The 17084-nt window shown below is 41.1% G+C and carries 16 protein-coding genes; 10 read left to right on the top strand and 6 right to left on the bottom strand.

Annotated elements, in window-relative coordinates; genetic code table 11:
- Positions 1 to 17 precede the first annotated feature (17 nt).
- The 3 genes from AAEY97_RS19980 to AAEY97_RS19970 all read left to right on the top strand — a co-directional run bounded on the left by AAEY97_RS19980 (position 18) and on the right by AAEY97_RS19970 (position 4980).
- Entirely contained in the window at positions 18 to 635 is a 618-nt protein-coding gene (locus AAEY97_RS19980; RefSeq protein WP_192114754.1) for a sigma-70 family RNA polymerase sigma factor, read from the top strand.
- Positions 632 to 1480, top strand: a complete 849-nt coding sequence (locus AAEY97_RS19975) for a hypothetical protein (protein WP_192114469.1) — start codon at positions 632 to 634, stop codon at positions 1478 to 1480. Before AAEY97_RS19980 ends, AAEY97_RS19975 begins: the two co-directional genes overlap by 4 nt.
- 203 nt (positions 1481 to 1683) lie before the next feature.
- Positions 1684 to 4980, top strand: a complete 3297-nt coding sequence (locus tag AAEY97_RS19970) for a S41 family peptidase (protein ID WP_351001003.1) — start codon at positions 1684 to 1686, stop codon at positions 4978 to 4980.
- Positions 4981 to 5095: 115 nt separating this feature from the next.
- On the opposite strand, the gene AAEY97_RS19965 is transcribed toward AAEY97_RS19970, so the two are convergent.
- Positions 5096 to 5533, bottom strand: a complete 438-nt coding sequence (locus tag AAEY97_RS19965; RefSeq protein ID WP_351001000.1) for an OsmC family protein — start codon at positions 5531 to 5533, stop codon at positions 5096 to 5098.
- 306 nt (positions 5534 to 5839) lie between these two features.
- Here AAEY97_RS19965 and AAEY97_RS19960 point away from each other — a divergent pair, with 306 nt between their 5' ends.
- Positions 5840 to 6118 carry an early set domain-containing protein gene (locus AAEY97_RS19960; protein WP_351000997.1) on the top strand — a complete coding sequence of 93 codons (279 nt, stop codon included), beginning with the start codon at positions 5840 to 5842 and terminating at the stop codon, positions 6116 to 6118.
- 70 nt (positions 6119 to 6188) lie between these two features.
- On the opposite strand, the gene AAEY97_RS19955 is transcribed toward AAEY97_RS19960, so the two are convergent.
- The gene (locus tag AAEY97_RS19955; protein WP_162022571.1) at positions 6189 to 6839 is read right to left on the bottom strand and encodes a DsbA family oxidoreductase; all 651 of its coding nucleotides are present in this window, start codon (positions 6837 to 6839) and stop codon (positions 6189 to 6191) included.
- A gap of 425 nt (positions 6840 to 7264) precedes the next feature.
- Between AAEY97_RS19955 and hpf the strand changes: the two genes are divergently transcribed.
- Positions 7265 to 7621, top strand: coding sequence for a ribosome hibernation-promoting factor, HPF/YfiA family (gene hpf / locus AAEY97_RS19950; RefSeq protein WP_011636558.1), 357 nt, complete (start codon positions 7265 to 7267; stop codon positions 7619 to 7621).
- A gap of 339 nt (positions 7622 to 7960) precedes the next feature.
- Here hpf and AAEY97_RS19945 read toward each other — a convergent pair whose 3' ends face one another.
- Positions 7961 to 9013: a GGDEF domain-containing protein gene (locus AAEY97_RS19945; protein ID WP_162022572.1), complete on the bottom strand. Its 1053-nt coding sequence runs from the start codon at positions 9011 to 9013 to the stop codon at positions 7961 to 7963.
- Positions 9014 to 9535: 522 nt separating this feature from the next.
- Positions 9536 to 10261, bottom strand: coding sequence for a YebC/PmpR family DNA-binding transcriptional regulator (locus AAEY97_RS19940; RefSeq protein WP_350976762.1), 726 nt, complete (start codon positions 10259 to 10261; stop codon positions 9536 to 9538).
- Positions 10262 to 10868: 607 nt separating this feature from the next.
- On the opposite strand from AAEY97_RS19940, the gene AAEY97_RS19935 reads away from it, so the two are divergent.
- Complete coding sequence (locus AAEY97_RS19935) at positions 10869 to 11126, top strand: TIGR02922 family protein (protein ID WP_101085570.1); 258 nt, start codon at positions 10869 to 10871, stop codon at positions 11124 to 11126.
- Between the two features lie 100 nt (positions 11127 to 11226).
- Here AAEY97_RS19935 and AAEY97_RS19930 read toward each other — a convergent pair whose 3' ends face one another.
- Positions 11227 to 11823 (bottom strand): TetR/AcrR family transcriptional regulator, encoded by a 597-nt coding sequence (locus AAEY97_RS19930; protein ID WP_350976760.1) that lies wholly within the window; start codon positions 11821 to 11823, stop codon positions 11227 to 11229.
- A gap of 145 nt (positions 11824 to 11968) precedes the next feature.
- On the opposite strand from AAEY97_RS19930, the gene AAEY97_RS19925 reads away from it, so the two are divergent.
- From AAEY97_RS19925 to AAEY97_RS19910, 4 genes are all read left to right on the top strand, one after another.
- Positions 11969 to 13012: an alkene reductase gene (locus AAEY97_RS19925; RefSeq protein WP_162022573.1), complete on the top strand. Its 1044-nt coding sequence runs from the start codon at positions 11969 to 11971 to the stop codon at positions 13010 to 13012.
- A 239-nt stretch (positions 13013 to 13251) separates the two neighbouring features.
- A complete protein-coding gene (locus AAEY97_RS19920; protein WP_351001023.1) occupies positions 13252 to 14574 on the top strand; it encodes a leucine-rich repeat-containing protein kinase family protein in 1323 nt (440 codons plus the stop codon).
- A gap of 186 nt (positions 14575 to 14760) precedes the next feature.
- Positions 14761 to 14952, top strand: coding sequence for a ribbon-helix-helix protein (locus tag AAEY97_RS19915; protein WP_011636565.1), 192 nt, complete (start codon positions 14761 to 14763; stop codon positions 14950 to 14952).
- Positions 14953 to 15214: 262 nt separating this feature from the next.
- Positions 15215 to 15559 carry a zinc ribbon domain-containing protein YjdM gene (locus AAEY97_RS19910; protein ID WP_011636566.1) on the top strand — a complete coding sequence of 115 codons (345 nt, stop codon included), beginning with the start codon at positions 15215 to 15217 and terminating at the stop codon, positions 15557 to 15559.
- Between the two features lie 288 nt (positions 15560 to 15847).
- Here the strand turns inward: AAEY97_RS19910 and AAEY97_RS19905 are convergent, their stop codons facing one another.
- Positions 15848 to 16615 (bottom strand): hypothetical protein, encoded by a 768-nt coding sequence (locus AAEY97_RS19905; RefSeq protein WP_335690106.1) that lies wholly within the window; start codon positions 16613 to 16615, stop codon positions 15848 to 15850.
- Positions 16616 to 17084 lie beyond the last annotated feature (469 nt).

Here is a 17084-nt window from a genome sequence, read left to right as displayed (position 1 = left end):
GTCACAAAAAGGATAAAATGGTGCAAACATCAATACACCCTAAGGATGAGTCGTTAATTCCTCAAGTGGGAAGTGACGAGCAACTGATGCTCGACTACCAAGCCGGTGACGTACGCGCGTTCGAGGCCTTATACCTTAAACACAAAGGCCCTTTGTATCGTTATTTTGTTCGTCAATTACATGACCAGCAGCTCGCCGAAGATTTGTATCAAGACACCTGGGGTAAGGTGATTAATGCGGCGAGGCAATATCAAGTCACCGCCAAATTCACCACTTGGTTATATAAAATTGCCCATAACTTATTGATTGACCATGTGCGAGCCGTTAAGCCTCTCGATAAAGTGACCCCGCTTGGCGAAGATCAAACCATGGACTGCTTACAAGCCGACGATCAAGCTTCGCCCGAGCCGCAAGTTGAGCAGCAGCAACAAGCCGATATGATGAAGGGTTGCATTGCTAAGTTACCGCCAGTGCAAAAAGAAGCTTTTTTGCTCAACATTGAAATGGGCATGACCGCCGCCATGATAAGCGACATTGCCAATGTGACTTTAGAAGCAACTAAAAGTCGTATTCGTTATGCTTATCAGAGTATTAAGCAATGTGTTGCTAATCAAAGGCAGGAGACAACATTATGAGTCAGCAACAAGATCATGATGCAGAGTTCACTGCATTACAAACTGAAATCAAAGATGCTTATCATCAACAACCATTAGAGCAACCTTCTGCAAAACTGGATGAAGCCATATTAACCAAGGCGCGTTCGGAGGCTAATGTATCTAAAGCCAGTTCAGCTAAAAAATCAATCTGGCAACGCAATGCATGGGTGTACTCAAGTGCTGCCTCAGTGTTGCTGGTGGCGGGATTATTTATATTAAATCCAAGTTTGCAAAAAAACCTTGGTACTGACTCGGAGCAAAGCGTACCTGCTCAGCAGCCACCATTTAAGCAGGCCAAATCGACATCGGATGTACCTAAACTAACTGAATCACCAGTTGAAGATGCCGCAGCAGCAGAATCCATTGCAGTGCAGGGATTGTCGATGAAATCGGCACCTGTAAATAATCAGTCAAAAAATCGCGATGCAATCAGTGAAGTATCTGATGACAATCGGTCTGATAGCAATGGATCCATTGAATCTCAAATGGCAGATACATCGTCCGCGGTAATGAGTGCAGCGCCAGCACCTGCCAAAGTAAATGCAGAAGCACAAAAGAAAGCATTAGATCTGCAATCACGCAGTAATGCCAAGGAGGTACAGCAAGTGAAACAGTCATTTAATGGTTCGTTAAAAGGGGACATTGAGTTAGATACTGCTGATGTTGCCTTGGCTCGTTTAAAAGTATTAATGGCCGACAATAAACTGATTCAAGCTGAGCGTTATATGATCACCATAGATCAACGCTTTCCTGAGTTATCAGATCCGTCGCATCCACTTTATGAGCAATACCATAAAATTGTACTGCAACTGACTTCGCAGTAAGCAAAATACCAGAATACTAAGACGGTAAAATACCCACGGCTAAGCAATTATTGCTTAGCCGTTTTTTGTTCCCTGTAGAGGTTCGTTACATTTTTGTACTGCAACAATTGGCATAACTCTGATAACGTGAATCAATCAATAAAAATAGCCTACTCGATAACGCGTTATCTCTAATTATCGACTTTATAAGGAAGCTCCTCACCATGAAACTTCGTCGCTCCGTTGCGCATTGTATGTTGGCACTAGGCACTTTAGCGTGTTCATCATTGATATTCGCCAACGCCTCTAATCAAGGCTATTACCGCGCTCCTGCATTACACGACCAAACCTTAGTGTTTACTGCCGAAGGCGATCTTTGGACCACAGAACTCAGTCAAAAAAATAACCAAACTAAAGCCAGCCGCTTAACCAGTTTAGCGGCTGAAGAGTTGGACGCAACCATTTCTAAAGACGGTAAATGGGTGGCATATACTGCCAATTATGAAGGCGCTACCGAAGTGTATGTTATGCCGATTCAAGGCGGCGTAGCTAAACGGGTGAGCTTTGAAAACAGCCGAGTACGTCTGCAAGGTTGGACGGCATCTGGCGAAGTATTGTATTCAACCGACAACGCCTTTGGTCCGGCTAACTTTTGGGTGCTTAAAACCGTTGACCCACAATCCTTAACCATTACCGATTTACCGTTAGCTGACGCAGTCGAAGGCACCATTGATGATAAAGGTGAATATGTTTATTTTACCCAATTTGGTCTGCAAGTTAGCGGCGACAATGTCAAAGTGTATCGCGGCGGCGCTAAAGGCGAAATTTGGCGTTATAAGTTAGGCAGTAAACAAGAAGCACAACAGTTAACCAACGCCCACGAAGGCTCGGTTAAACAGCCAATGCTATGGAACCAACGTGTTTACTTTGTCAGTGATCAATCTGGCAATGACAACATTTGGTCAATGACCCTAGATGGCAAAGACATTAAGCAACACACTCAATATTCCGACTGGCAAGTGCGTGACGCTCAGCTTAATAACGGCCGTATTGTGTTTCAGCAGGGCGCCGACATTAAGTTACTTAATCTAGCCGATCTTGCGGAATCAACAGTAGCCATAGAGCTTACCAGCGACTTTACTCATCGCCGTGAGCAGTGGGTTAACGACCCAATGGATTACGCCACCTCGACAGTATTTTCTCATCAAGGCGATAACGTCGTCATAACGGCCCGTAGCCATGTAGCTATTGCCAGCAACGACGGTCGCCGTTTAGTGCAAATAGATTCACCCGCCGATAGTCGTGTACGTGATGCACTATTAAGTGATGACGGCAAATGGGTTTATGGCATTAGCGATGCGTCTGGCGAACAAGAAATTTGGCAATATCCTGCCGACGGTTCTGCTGGTGCTAAGCAGCTCACTAAAGATGGCAGCACTTTACGCACCAGCTTGTCGTTATCTCCCAATGGCCGTTATTTAGTGCATGACGATTACATGGGCAATGTATGGTTACTTGATTTAAGCCGCAACAATAACCAAAAAATCATTCAAAATGGCGAGGGTTTAGGCCCTTACCAAGACATAAAATGGTCTGGCGACAGTCAATTTATCGCGCTAACCAAGGCTGAGATTGGCAAACAACGTCCGCAAATTGTGTTGTATTCCATTAACGAGTCAAAATCACAAACCTTGACTACAGACAAATACGAGTCTTTTTCGCCTAGTTTTAGCCACGACGGTAAATGGTTGTATTTCTTGTCTAACCGCGAATTTAAAGCCAACCCTGGTTCGCCTTGGGGCGACCGTAACATGGGGCCGATATTTGATAAACGCACTCAAGTATTTGCCTTAGCATTAGATGCTAAAGCGTCGTTTCCGTTTGCCAAACCAACCGAGCTTACCGTTAACAAAGACGCTAAAAAAGCTGACAGTAAAGACCAAGATACCCCAGCAAAAGTCAAAGTAGAGTGGGACGGATTAAACCAACGCTTATGGCAAGTGCCAGTTGATGCAGGTAACTACAATAGCTTAACCGCAACCAAAGATAAGCTGTATTTATTAGATGGCAGCCAAGATAAAAGCGAGCTAAAACTGATTAAGTTTGACCCGCTCAATATTAAAGTCGACACCTTTGGTGAAGATGTCGGCCAATATTCGTTATCAAAAGATGGCAGTAAAATCATGCTGCGCAAACAGTCTGATCCTAAAAGCCTTATGATTGTCGATGCCGGTGACAAACTGCCCAGCGATGTATCGCGCGCCAAAGTCAGCACCGACCAATGGCAATTAAGTATTTCTCCGCAGCAAGAATGGCAACAAATTTTTGAAGATGCGTGGTTAATGCATCGCGATTCGTTTTTTGATCCAAAAATGCGCGGCGTAGATTGGCAAGCAGCTAAAGCTAAATATCAACCTTTGGTAGACAGACTGACCGATCGTAATGAGCTGAATGATATTTTCACCCAAATGATGGGTGAACTGAACTCATTACATTCACAAGTACGAGGTGGAGATATTGCCCAAGATGCCGATGCAGCCAAAGCCGCTGCATTAGGGGCAAGGCTGACACAAACCGATAGAGGTGTGGTGATAAGCCATATTTATCAAACCGACCCTGAGTTGCCGTTGTCGGCATCCCCATTGGCCCGTATTGAGGTTGATGCGAAAGAAGGTGATGTGATTGCGAGTATCAATGGTAAGAAAATCACTAACATTGCCGATGTGACTCAACTACTGCGAAACCAAGGCAATAAGCAAGTGTTGCTCGGTTTAGTCCGTGGTAAAACAGTCATCAATACCATAGTCACCCCCCATGATATAGGTACCGATGCCAAGCTGCGTTACCTTGATTGGGTAGAGCATAACGGCGACAAAGTGGCCAAAGCCTCTAAAGGGAATATTGGTTATTTACACTTGTATGCCATGGGCAGCGGTGATGTCGAAAGCTTTGCTCGCGAGTTTTATACCAATTACGACAAAGATGGCTTAATCATCGATGTTCGTCGCAATCGTGGTGGCAATATCGACAGTTGGATTATCGAAAAACTGTTACGCCGTGCATGGGCATTTTGGCAGCCAACTCATGGCAGCACCAACGCAAACATGCAGCAAACCTTTAGAGGCCATTTAGTGATATTAGCCGATCAAATGACCTACTCAGATGGTGAGACTTTTTCTGCCGGAATTAGAGCGCTAAACATTGCGCCTATTATCGGTAAGCAAACTGCGGGCGCTGGAGTGTGGTTATCGGGTCGCAATTCGGTGACCGATAAAGGCATGGCACGAGTGGCAGAATACCCACAATATGCCATCGATGGGCGTTGGGTTGTTGAAGGTCACGGGGTTGAGCCAGACATTGAAGTCGATAACTTACCTTATGCCACTTTTAGCGGTAAAGATGCACAACTTGATGCTGCTATCAGTTATTTGAAAGATGAACTAGTACAACAACCTATTGCGCCATTACAAGGCTTGCCAATGCCAAAAATAGGTAAAGCAGCTGACATAAAAGCCAAATAACTTTAAATTGGCTTCAGTAAACCAATAAAAAATAACCCTCTCAGCGTCATGTTGAGAGGGTTATTATTAAAACATTAAAACATTAAAACATTAAAACATTAAAACAGTAAAAAGCTTAGTGCTTTATTTCAACTTCGCATGCTAATGAGTTAGCAATAAAGCAATTTGCATGGGCTTTTTCATGTATCTTCGCTAACGTTTCTGCGTCAACTTCAATCCCTTCTGCAAACGTCACTTTAGGCGCTAATGTCATCTTAACCACGGCGACTTTACCTGCTTCATTTTTACCTAAATCAGCAGTAGCATTATCAACATAATTGGCAACAGGCAGTCGCTTTAAATGGGCAATCGCTAAAAAGGTCAACATGTGGCAAGAAGACAAAGCAGCCAGTAAGCTTTCTTCTGGATTCACTTTATCGGCATTGCCTTTGTATTCAGGGGCTGATGACGCTTGAATCGTTTGCCCTGTACCAAACTTAACCTCATGGTCGCGATTAAATTCACCTTCCTCACTTAGTGAAGACTGCCAATTTACCGTTAATTTAAAGCCCATTTTGTACTCCCCAAACCACATAAAAGTGGTGTTTATAACAACTTAATTTAGCGTGTATTACCCTGAAAAGCGGTCACTCACCAAACGGTAACACATCTCTATTGATTCAACACTAGGCGTACCTTAATGTCCATTAATTTGAGCTAAATAGTCAAACCGAAACGACCACTACATGTGGCGAAATCGATACAAACAAAATTGATAAAGCCTTTTCCATTAAAGCGATTTAAATACAATTTAAATCAGCTTTTTAGATGAATTTATTGCTATTTAACTATCTGTTTTAAAACAACGAAAGACTATCTATTGGTAATCAATGCGTATGTGCTGTGTTCTGCCATCTACCACGTCGATATTGCGTTAGCTACCGATGATAATGAATTTAAAATCGCGACAGCAGATTGGTCGACAATTGACTTTGGCGCAATAGCCGGTGATGACGCTGTGACTGAAGGAGTGTTGAAAACCTTAGTGGAAAAAGGCGCCAACATGCACTTTAATGCTACAAGCGCCGGTACCTATTGCTATACGGTGACAGGTTCAAGCACTGAATCGCCAACCTTATTAGTTACCAAGTTGAACTAGGCTTAAGTGATTGCCTCGTAAAAAACAAAACCCAGCTAAAGCTGGGTTTTGTTTGTTTAATGAAAACGCCTTAAGCTTCTTCTGTAGTCAGTTTGGTAATCAACTCAGCAATAGTGTCGGGATCTTGTGCGCCAGAGACTAAATATTGTTGATTAAACACAATGGCAGGTACGGCTTGAATTCCGCGGCTGATCCACAGTTGCTCTTCCTCTTTTACAGCAGCTTCAAAGCGTTTGTCGGTGAGCACAGCACGAGCCTCATCAGCATTTAACCCTACCTTTGTTGCAGCTTCAATGAGTACTTCAATGTCATCTGGGTTTTTCTGCTCAGTAAAATAGCTGCTAAACAGCGCCAATTTCAAGTCAGTTTGCTTACCAGACTCGGCAGCCCAATACAGTAGCTGGTGGGCCAGTAACGTGTTGTAAATACGTGATGAGTCGGAAAAGTTAAACTCAAAGCCTAAATCGGCACCCATTTGGGTTAACCGTTGACGATTTTGAGCACTTTGCTCAGGTGTTGAACCGTATTTTTCAGCAATGTGCTCGCCTAAATGTTGCCCTTCAGGCCCCATTGCTGGATTTAACTCAAACGGATGCCACTGCAATGTAACTTCTAAATCATCAAATTTGCTCAATGCTTGTTCAAGTCGGCGATAACCGACAATGCACCACGGACACATTACGTCGGAAATAATGTCAATTTGGAGCTGATTAGTCGTCATAAATGTTCCTGTTAATGATTAATTCGACTTAATTTAGCTAAGTCTACAAAAATAAAATGAGTATAGTTGCTTATAAATTAACTGTTTTTAGCGGTTAATTGATTGGTTTACCATCACTTGTGTAAACAACACAAAAGTTGCAACCTTTGGGACTAAATTGTGTCTATACTTAATCAGTAATCTGATGTTTAATCAATGTAAGGGTTAGGTCAATTAGATATACCCCATGCACGTTTATCAATGTTGTCGCTGTTAAAGTATACAAGTAGATATAAAACACATTATAGGCTTGAGCACTTGTGATACAAAGCACACGTTCCATGTCTAAATATGTCAGCCTGCATTTGTACAACAACACTATTTATGTCAGCATGCAATTGTAATACGCAATACATTTGGCAAGTAAATTCTTTTAAGGATAATCTATGAAAATAAATCTTTCTGGTCACCATGTTGATGTTACTGATACTGTCAAACAACACGTAGATGAAAAATTCGCTAAAATAGCTAGCCATTTCCCGACGCTTATCTCGCTAGATATCATCATAGCTAAAGAGCATGGTGAATATGATGTTGAAATTAGAACTAACTATGAAGGAACTCGCATTGCTGCCAAAGGTACTGACCTAGTCATGTATCCCGCTATCACGAGCGCCGCTAAAAAATTAGATGCGGCACTAAAGCATCGTAAAGGCCAATTAAAAGCAGATTTACATGAAAAACCAGATGTAACTGCACCTGAAATCGCTTACGAAAAAGTTCAAGAAATGGACTTACGTTAACCGTTAACCCTAGTCGTTTATTCAACGATATCCAAAACGCAGCCTAGGCTGCGTTTTTTGTTAAAGCATCATAAAAACTAACCTTGTCCAGTCATAACAACCTAGCAACTCAAGCTAACTTCAACTTGCTAGAACGCTGCATTGCTAAAAAGCTAAGCGCAGTAAAGTATCAATACATTCGTTGCAGCTTGTTAAGTTTGTAAAGCATCTGCGCTATCGCTTTTATAGAATCTAGCCGCGAAGCGTTCTAGCATTTAGCATTTATTGTTGGATATAAAACAGTACAACATTTATGTGATGGAAAACACTCCAATCGGCTCATAGGTCGATAGAGCCTGCTTACTGAGGATATACTTGGTTTCTGCCATTCTTTTTCGCTTGATACAAATATCTGTCGGCATTGTTGATAAGCTCATCAATAGTTTGGTTATCGGTTAACTGTGAAATACCCATACTGATGGTTAGGCTAATCTCTTGCTTATGAAAAAGCACCTTATGATGTTGTACATTAGTACGAATTTTTTCAGCAATGATAAAAGCTTGTTCCGCCGAGGTTTGCGGCAGAATAAACAGAAACTCTTCGCCACCCCAGCGTGCAACGCAATCTTGTTGCCTCACACTTTGTTTAAACACTTGCGCTAGCTCGGTAAGCACGATATCTCCGCAATTATGACCGTATTTGTCATTGACCATTTTAAAATGATCAAGATCGCACAGCAAAACGGATAATGATTCGTTGTTTCTTGATACTCTTGATTTTTCCTGCTGTAAAATAGTTAACGCATTACGTCGGTTAGCCAGTGTCGTTAATGGATCTGATAACGCGAGTTGTTGATATTTTTTACTGAGCTTCAGCGCACTATTGTAGGATAACATTCTTGAGTATTCATATAACGCAGAGAGAAAGGTGGTGGTTAAAAATGACAATAGTAACCGGACTTTAAACTCAGTTGAATAGGTTGCATATTGAGGCATCTCTATCGGTGAAAACATAATAATAGCGACAACACTTATGAAAAATAGCAGGTTAATCAGACCATAACTTAACCCCAGTACATAAACGGAAACTGGCGCCACAATAAATATCCACAGTGGACCGGTTTGTTCCACCCCGCCAGTAAAGACCAAATAGAACATCAGTAAATATAACGAGTAAATGATAATAAAAGAGCTCAGGTTAAGCTTGTTGTATTTTTTTAGCGCCACGTAAGCCAAACAATAAATAATGCTGGAGACAAATAGAGTGATGGTTAATACATAATTACTGTTAAATAAGCTTATTACTCCCATCACAAAAGTCATCAACATTCCGACCAATGAAAACAGGGATATAACGTGAGTTTGCTGAAGTTCTCCGTTACTTTTACTTTCATTTTTAATGAATGTTAGCAATGGGTCATCCTTTAAATGTTTGGTGCCGATATGACATTTGAATTGATTTTAGCGATGTTAGCTATTCAAAAATAACATGTATAAAGAGTATTATTTAGAGTGACATGAAATGAGCTATTATCCAATGATCTTTTTTGATCATGCTTAAAGTAATCAAAGCGGTAACATCGGTAAGGGTGATAACCCCTAATGCATTGCTAATAAAGTGTTCGGTGCATTATTAGGCAGATAACAACGATGAAAAGCGCATGCTTCACTTACGTAGATCACTAAAAAGTTATAGCAACATAAAGCTATAGCAAAATAAAGCGGGAAGGGGATTGTTTTAGACTGTTGAACTTTTAGCGTTTCAGCATTATCGTTTTTATAGAATTTATCAGCGAAGCGTCTTGGCATTTTAACATTGAGGCGTTTAGGTTGTGGATCTTGAGAGTGAAAAAAAGACGTGACGGCTTTAATAGAAACAAGCTGAAAAGTGTTCTAGTACGTAGGCTTAGAACACTTTAACAGCCTAAGTTTGAGTTATTCGTCGTCGTTAATATCTGCATTGTGGTAAACGTTCTGAACGTCATCACAATCATCAAGAGCGGCTAAGAACTTTTCAAAACTTTCAATATCTTCACCAGTAAGTTCAGTCATGGTTTGTGGCACAAATGCTAAATTCTCTACCTTAAAATCAATCTCTGGAAAGGCTTCAGTTAACACAGTGCGCGCATTGTTAAACTCTGATACGGGTGCAAATATACTGATGATGCCATCTTCTAGCTCTACATCGGCAACGTCGACATCAGCCATCATAAGCAATTCAAGAATAGCTTCATCGTCTTCGCCTTCAAACACAAAAACGGCTTGATGTTCGAACATATGGCCAACAGTACCAGGGCTACCTAACTTGGCATCATTTTTAACAAATGCTTGGCGAACCTGAGTAAAGGTACGGTTACCGTTGTCTGTTAAGCAGTCAACAATCACCATGCAGCCGCCAGGACCAAAACCTTCATAGCGGGCGGTATCATAATCTTCACCACCACCACCACGAGCTTTTTCAATGGCACGTTCAATAACGTGTGCCGGAACTTGATCTTTCTTCGCGCGGGCAATCAAGCTACGTAGTGCTAGGTTGCCGTCTGGGTCGACGCCACCTTTAGCGCAAATATAAATCTCTTTACCGTAACGTGAGTAAATTCGTGTCTTTTGGCCAGCGGTTTTCGCCATGGACTCTTTTTTATTTTGATATGCTCTGCCCATCTTAATCTCGTTTTATTAAATGTTTAAGGCTAAAAATTGTCATCGATTCTAGCAGGAATAAGTTGTGCTGTTTAGGTGCTGGTTCTAAATTTTGCATAAATAATCTTTTAGCAAAATAATAAAAGGTTATCAAACAGTCCTTTGCCCTGGTCACTAGTTGGATTCACTTACCATAGACCTGCCTTTGCCAAGTAAATTTGCACTGTTTGTAAGACAACAAAAACGATGTCGATGATCTACTTGAAATCATCTGACTTTTTGAACGGGCCTATTTATCATCCCGAGATGAGGTTTAGTCGGTTTGTTTACATTGTAAATACGGTAAAATAAAGCGCTAGTGCCTCGCACTTACAGGACATAAGTATTCATATTTACACATCAGATGTGTTAAGTTTATGTATCATGAAGCTTCAATCGATAATACAATTTAGTAGAGTATTAGCGTATAAAGCCTAAATATAAAAATAAGAAAAAGGATTTCTCTATTGGGTTAACTCAATATTGAAAGTCCATCGTTTGATCCATTTTATCCTGAGATGAATTGATGAGTTAGATGATCAATATCATTTCTACACTTAATTAGTCTGCTAGAAATGAGAGTCCGAATATGAAATCTGAATCTGCTGAAGGTCAAACGTCAAATGCGACAGTGACTATTTTGTATTACGAAGCCCCTGTGGGTTTAGAAATGCATAATGCTGTGATGACCGATCTGCAAATCAGCCAAACTGGACGTGTAATGATCCCTGAATCATTTCGTCGAGGTAAATCTATTATTGCGGTATTAGAAGGCGAGTGCAAAATACTTAACTCACTGGGTGAGCGAGTGTATTCGCAACGAGTTATGAGCAAAATAGACAATTAAATGAACCTTAAGTAAAAAAAAGACACGTAAAGTGTCTTTTTTTTGTAATTTTTGTATGTGTTGCCTTTCACGCATGAGCTAACGGCAAGAGTTAGGCATGCTAGTTTACCGTCTCGCAGCGTAATAAGTCGGCTAACAGTTTATCTGCTAAAGGCTGTAATACTTGCTCATGAGGCTGGGTGTGAGCTACCGTTCGTAAACCGTAAATTCCCATCACTAAATACTGTGCTAAAAATTGGCTGTCACAGTCTTGAGCTATTAGCTTCTGCGCTTTTGCTGTATCGAACACCATTACTAATGACTGCTGCCATAGCTGCAAAAACTGACAAGTCATTTGTTTAATTTGCTCATCTTGCTCGCCCATCTCACTGAGTGACTTGGTCAGTAAACACGCCTGAGTAGCATCACAACTTAAGCATTCTTGTACAATTAAGGCTAAATAAGCCCCTAAGTTGTCTACTGCTGAGCGGTCATTAGCAAACAATTGCTGAAACTGTTCATTGCGATCTTGTTGGTACTGCTCAATAGCCGCAATATACAAGCCTTTTTTATTGTCAAAAGCGCAATAAATTGACCCCGGATGTAGCCCCGTTGCTTTAGTGAGATCTTGCATGCTGGTTTTAGCGTATCCATTCACTAAAAAGGTGCTCATGGCAGCACGTAAAACCGTTTCTCTATTAAATTCAGCGTGTCTCATATCTGGTCACTTCTGGTCAACATCAAAGCGTGATAACTCATAACGCTCGAGTCTAACTAAATTTGATCGATTATTCAAAAAATACTTGAATGTGTATTCAATTAAGATTAATCTTGAATGTATATTCAAGAAAGGAGATCGTCACATGACGGCAAGTTTATTTACACCATACAAACTCAATGACACCCTAACATTATCAAACAAGATTTTAATGGCACCATTAACGCGTTGTATGGCGGATGATGATCTTGTTCCTACTCAAGCTATTGCAGACTATTATGCTCGCCGTGCTGAAGCAGGCTTAATAATCAGTGAAGCGACAATTATCCGTCCAGATGCGCAAGGCTACCCAAATACCCCTGGTTTATTTACTCCAGCTCAAATCGACGGCTGGCGCGTAGTGACCGATGCGGTGCACAAAAATGATGGCAAAATTTTTTCTCAGCTTTGGCACACTGGCCGTGTAGCACACTCACACTTTTTTGATGGTGGCGACGTGTTATCTGCTTCTGCTCAAGCTGTAGAAGGTACTGTGCCTAGAATGCGCGAATTAGTTTACCAAACGCCAAAGGCTGCCACGTTAGATGATATCAAGCAGTTAGTGATTGACTATGCTCAAGCCGCTGCAAATGCGATTGATGCTGGTTTTGATGGCGTCGAAATTCATGCTGCAAATGGTTATTTGATTGACCAATTCTTACATCATGACAGTAACCGTCGTGAAGACGAATACGGCCAAACTCCTGAAAATATGTCACGCTTTGCCTTAGAAGTGGTTGACGCTATTGTGGCTAGAATTGGCGCAGATCGCACCGCTATTCGAGTATCTCCTGGTGCCTATTTTAATATGGCAGCCGATCCTCGCGACCGTGGCGTGTTTGACTATTTATTACCTGAGTTGGCTAAACGCAATTTAGCATTTTTACATGGCGGTATTTTTGACGACTCAATGCAGTTTGATTACTTAGGTGGCAGCATATCGACCTACCTACGCAGTGTTTACACTGGCACGTTAGTGGGTGTAGGTAGCTATACCGCCGAAACGGGCAGTGCAGCCATTAGCGACAATAAGTTTGATTTGTTGGCGATTGGCCGTCCATTTATTGCTAATCCAGATTATGTGGCAAAAGTGCGTGATGGCGGCGAATTAGTGGCATACGCCGACACCATGTTAACGGAATTGATTTAACCTAGTTTATTGTTTTACGTTACTGATTTCAGCAGAGGTTAGTCAAACGTAGTTTGTAGGAATTCATTTCTAAGCAGTATTTTCTATGCTAGAAATGGCGCTAAAACTATCAACCCCAATTTGTGTTTTTTAGCATCCGTCTTGGCCACAGCTTTTGCTGTGGTCTTTTTTTGGCAGAAATTTGTCTCAGTGAGTGCACTCTATTACTATGTCGACAATTTTCGGCAAAGAGAAACATGATGCAAACACTGCAACAATTAAATGATGGTTTGTTACTAGGTTATCAATGGGTCAGTATCGCAGAACAACTGACGGAATTTCCTGTAAAACTGTTTGAGTTAGCCGATACCCTAGAAGTGCTCGATCTTGGCAATAACCAATTATCGTCATTGCCCGATAACTTTGCTGACTTGCATCAACTTAAAATCTTGTTTGTGTCGAATAACCTATTTGATCATCTGCCAGCAGTATTAGGCCAGTGTCCAAAGCTCGAAATGATAGGTTTTAAAGCTAATCAAATTCGCACCGTACCCGAAGCATCCATTCCAAAGCAAACCCGTTGGTTAATATTAACCGATAACCACATTGAGCAGTTGCCAGACAGTTTAGGCCAATGTCATCGTCTGGAAAAACTCGCGTTAGCGGGTAACCGATTAACCGCACTGCCTAATAGCATGGCTAATTGTCATCAATTGGCTCTTATCCGTTTATCGGCTAACCAGCTTACCACCTTACCACATTGGTTATTTGAGCTACCTAACTTAGCCTGGTTGGCTTTTGCAGGTAACGCGTTTAGTCATGTAGAACATTGCGATAATACTCGCGTACCTATCGTGCCATTAACCCAGTTTACCTTAGGTCAGTTACTCGGGCAGGGTGCATCAGGATTGATTTATCAAGCGACTCACCATACAGAAAACTCAGTTGAGGCAAACTTTAGCAGCGACGCTGATGTCGCAATTAAGTTGTTTAAGGGCATGGTAACCAGTGATGGTTATCCAGCAGATGAGCTTGATTGTTGCTTAACCGCTGGCGAGCACCCTAATCTGATTAATGTGGTGGCACAAATTAATCAACCAGAACAACTGGGTTTAGTGATGCAACTTATTCCACCAAGCTACGGTAATTTAGGTTTACCGCCGTCGTTGCAAACCTGTAGCCGTGACACTTTTGAAGCACAAACGGTATTTACCTGGGCGCGCATTACTCATATTGCCAGCCAAATGGCTGATATTTTGGCTCATTTACACCAAAATGGTATAAGCCATGGTGATATTTATGCCCACAACATCATGATAAATACCCACGATAACGTGTTGTTTGGTGACTTTGGTGCCGCCTCAAATTTAAAGCAGTTTCCCCCACAGCATTTGCAATTAATGCAAGCTATTGAGGTTAGGGCATTTGGTTATTTGGTCGATGACATGCTAAACCTCATCGATAACCCAAACACACCACAAGCGATAATGTTGCGCCAGTTAGTGCAAGATTGCTTGCAGCATAGTTCATCAACAAGACCGAGTTTTAAAGCGCTGTTACCCCGTTTAGCGAGCATTGCTTAACAGATAAACACACTCGGGATAAGACATGATTAGGTTTAACCTACGTAGTTGTTTCTTAGCTCGAGTGAATGGCCTGAGTGAATGGCTCGAGCTAATCGTACGGCGAATAAAAAATCCAGAATATGGTCTTTAGCCACACACTGGATTATAATCAAATTATCATGTCGTAATGAAAGGCTAGCCACTGTGGAAAATAAAACTGCACGTTTTACTGTATTAATGGACCCGCTAAAAAAGCAGGCATTTGAACAACTGTGTGCTGCGCAAGATCTCACCCCATCACAAGTCACCCGTCAGCTTATTCGCGAATACCTCGAAAAGCATGATGTGAGTTTTGGTGACAATCAAAGTCGCCCTAATCCACAGGTAAAAAGCTAAACTTCAATTCACCTATTGTTAGGCTATTGGTGACGCGAGTGGTTATGCAAATTGCTATGCTAGTCGTTACGCTAGCAGGTGAGTGGATCAACTGGTTTACCACCCTAGGGTAGTTAATTTGTGATAATGGCATTATAATGTCATTACAATATTCGGCAGGATAGATACTTTTCTATCTCACGCCAATCGATAAAGCCTGTCGAACTGCGTATTAGCGCAATTTATTTGTTCGACAACTGCAAAGAACACAGAGAGTAAAGATATGAGTGATGTAATCCCGCCATGCCCAAAATGTGAGTCTCCGTACGCTTATTCAGACGGCACATTGTTAATTTGCCCAGAATGCGCCAATGAATGGAACCCAAATGAAGAAGTGGTTGATCCAGACGCCATCATTTTAAAAGATGCCAACGGCAACTTATTAGCAGAAGGCGACAAAGTCACCTTAATCAAAGATCTTAAAGTAAAAGGTTCATCACTCGTGCTTAAAGTCGGCACTAAAGCAGTGATCAACCACTTTGTCGACGGCGACCACGATATCGATTGTAAAGTCGATGGCAATGGCCAAATGATGCTGAAATCGAAGTTTGTGAAAAAACAAAGCTAATAACGATTAATCTAATTGTTATAAGTGACCATTAATCAGCTTGTGGCTGATTAACAAAAAATCCCCGCAGGCAGCAATGCCAGCAGGGATTTTTTATGGACGCTTTTGCCTACTTTTATTAGTAATGTAACCAGAGTCAATAAATTTGACTATGTGCAACAGCATGACTAGAAGTGCTGTTGTTGATTATATAGTCTTGGAAAAGTTTGACGTGGAAAAAATGTGTAACTCAAGTGACAGTTACACTGAATCTAACACTTGCACGTTACGTGACTAAATTTTAGCCTACTAGCTATTATGCTCATTAATACTTGATTTGATATATTTATCCATAATTTCAGGTGCTAGTTTTCTTGTGGTTTCAAGTATGGCTTCTTTTTGCCACTCAGAAGCAAAAGGAGAAATCATAAATCCTTCAGTAAGTTTGTTGAGGTCACAATCAAATTGTATAAAACGAGGCTGTTCTTCTGGAGGGCTAAATACTAGAGGCATATTTGGATTACTATCAAACCCACTTAATCTAGCAGTACTATTGTTTAGTAAGAACCTTATTTCATTCTCACTTTCATAGGCTATTGATTTACAACAAAGTGATATTTCATCCATCTGCAGATTTTCAGGATCTTCTGTAATTACCCCATAAGCAACTTTGTAGCAATTAGGTAAGGTTTTCGTAAATTGAACACTGCTACAAAATGACTTAACAGAAGATTTTATTGCAACTCCAAGCCTAGCATTCCCAGTATATGCATACCAAAGTGAGCGGCATTCACCTTCTTTAGCATTCCAGCACACAGCATAATAATCATGTTTTAAATGCGCAATATGGTCTACTAAACTTTTACCAAGTTGCTTTTTATTATCTTTTGTAAGAATATTAATTAGGTATTCAACTTCATTTCTATCAGAAAACTCTGCTAATTTTGAAAATACCATTTTTTGGGTAGTTAGCATGGATAACCATTTTTCTAGACTGAGATATCGCCATATCGTTATGTTATCGTCTCTATTTAGCTGGTATTTTTGTCGCCATTCTTTAGCGTTTTCAATCTGCATAGTTATCTTCCTAATAATGTAAATTCGTCCATTTAGTCAAATATTGTATAGCTGTTAACTGAATATGGTCTAAATAAGATACTTTAAAGTAAAGCTCTAACCATAGTAACTCATCGATTTGAAATTAACCCGCAGGCTCAATGGTCCTCCGTCCGAAGTGTCCGAAATAGCGTGATGAAAATGCCGTAGTGACATCATGGATGATGGCACAGGCTCAGGGGTACATGGATGTACCATCTGAGCCGTTAGGCGATTTTTATTATCGCTATGAGGATCAACACTTTGTCGGAGCTGCTGGGGTGATCCAAGAGGGGAAAGCAGTTTTTCCCTTCTTGGTCGGGTGTGGGCGAAGCGCCACGACGTTGCTTATATTCAAAAAGCGATATTATCATACTCGGTGTTTTTCAAGGTAGTTGGCACTCTTTACTTAAATTTTAAGCTGCATTTCTTGTTTCTGTTTCAGACTTCT

The sequence above is a fragment of the Shewanella sp. TB7-MNA-CIBAN-0143 genome (assembly GCF_040310065.1).
Taxonomy (GTDB): domain Bacteria; phylum Pseudomonadota; class Gammaproteobacteria; order Enterobacterales; family Shewanellaceae; genus Shewanella.
This window is presented reverse-complemented; position numbering and strand designations above follow the sequence as displayed.

What these genes read in the sequence shown, in the direction of transcription:
- AAEY97_RS19975 (WP_192114469.1), top strand. Translation starts at nt 632, where the DNA reads ATGAGTCAGCAACAAGATCATGATGCAGAGTTCACTGCATTACAAACT.
- AAEY97_RS19940 (WP_350976762.1), bottom strand. Translation starts at nt 10,261, where the DNA reads ATGGGCAGAGCATATCAAAATAAAAAAGAGTCCATGGCGAAAACCGCT.
- AAEY97_RS19970 (WP_351001003.1), top strand. Translation starts at nt 1,684, where the DNA reads ATGAAACTTCGTCGCTCCGTTGCGCATTGTATGTTGGCACTAGGCACT.
- AAEY97_RS19935 (WP_101085570.1), top strand. Translation starts at nt 10,869, where the DNA reads ATGAAATCTGAATCTGCTGAAGGTCAAACGTCAAATGCGACAGTGACT.
- hpf (WP_011636558.1), top strand. Translation starts at nt 7,265, where the DNA reads ATGAAAATAAATCTTTCTGGTCACCATGTTGATGTTACTGATACTGTC.
- AAEY97_RS19905 (WP_335690106.1), bottom strand. Translation starts at nt 16,615, where the DNA reads ATGCAGATTGAAAACGCTAAAGAATGGCGACAAAAATACCAGCTAAAT.
- AAEY97_RS19925 (WP_162022573.1), top strand. Translation starts at nt 11,969, where the DNA reads ATGACGGCAAGTTTATTTACACCATACAAACTCAATGACACCCTAACA.
- AAEY97_RS19910 (WP_011636566.1), top strand. Translation starts at nt 15,215, where the DNA reads ATGAGTGATGTAATCCCGCCATGCCCAAAATGTGAGTCTCCGTACGCT.
- AAEY97_RS19920 (WP_351001023.1), top strand. Translation starts at nt 13,252, where the DNA reads ATGCAAACACTGCAACAATTAAATGATGGTTTGTTACTAGGTTATCAA.
- AAEY97_RS19930 (WP_350976760.1), bottom strand. Translation starts at nt 11,823, where the DNA reads ATGAGACACGCTGAATTTAATAGAGAAACGGTTTTACGTGCTGCCATG.
- AAEY97_RS19955 (WP_162022571.1), bottom strand. Translation starts at nt 6,839, where the DNA reads ATGACGACTAATCAGCTCCAAATTGACATTATTTCCGACGTAATGTGT.
- AAEY97_RS19965 (WP_351001000.1), bottom strand. Translation starts at nt 5,533, where the DNA reads ATGGGCTTTAAATTAACGGTAAATTGGCAGTCTTCACTAAGTGAGGAA.
- AAEY97_RS19980 (WP_192114754.1), top strand. Translation starts at nt 18, where the DNA reads ATGGTGCAAACATCAATACACCCTAAGGATGAGTCGTTAATTCCTCAA.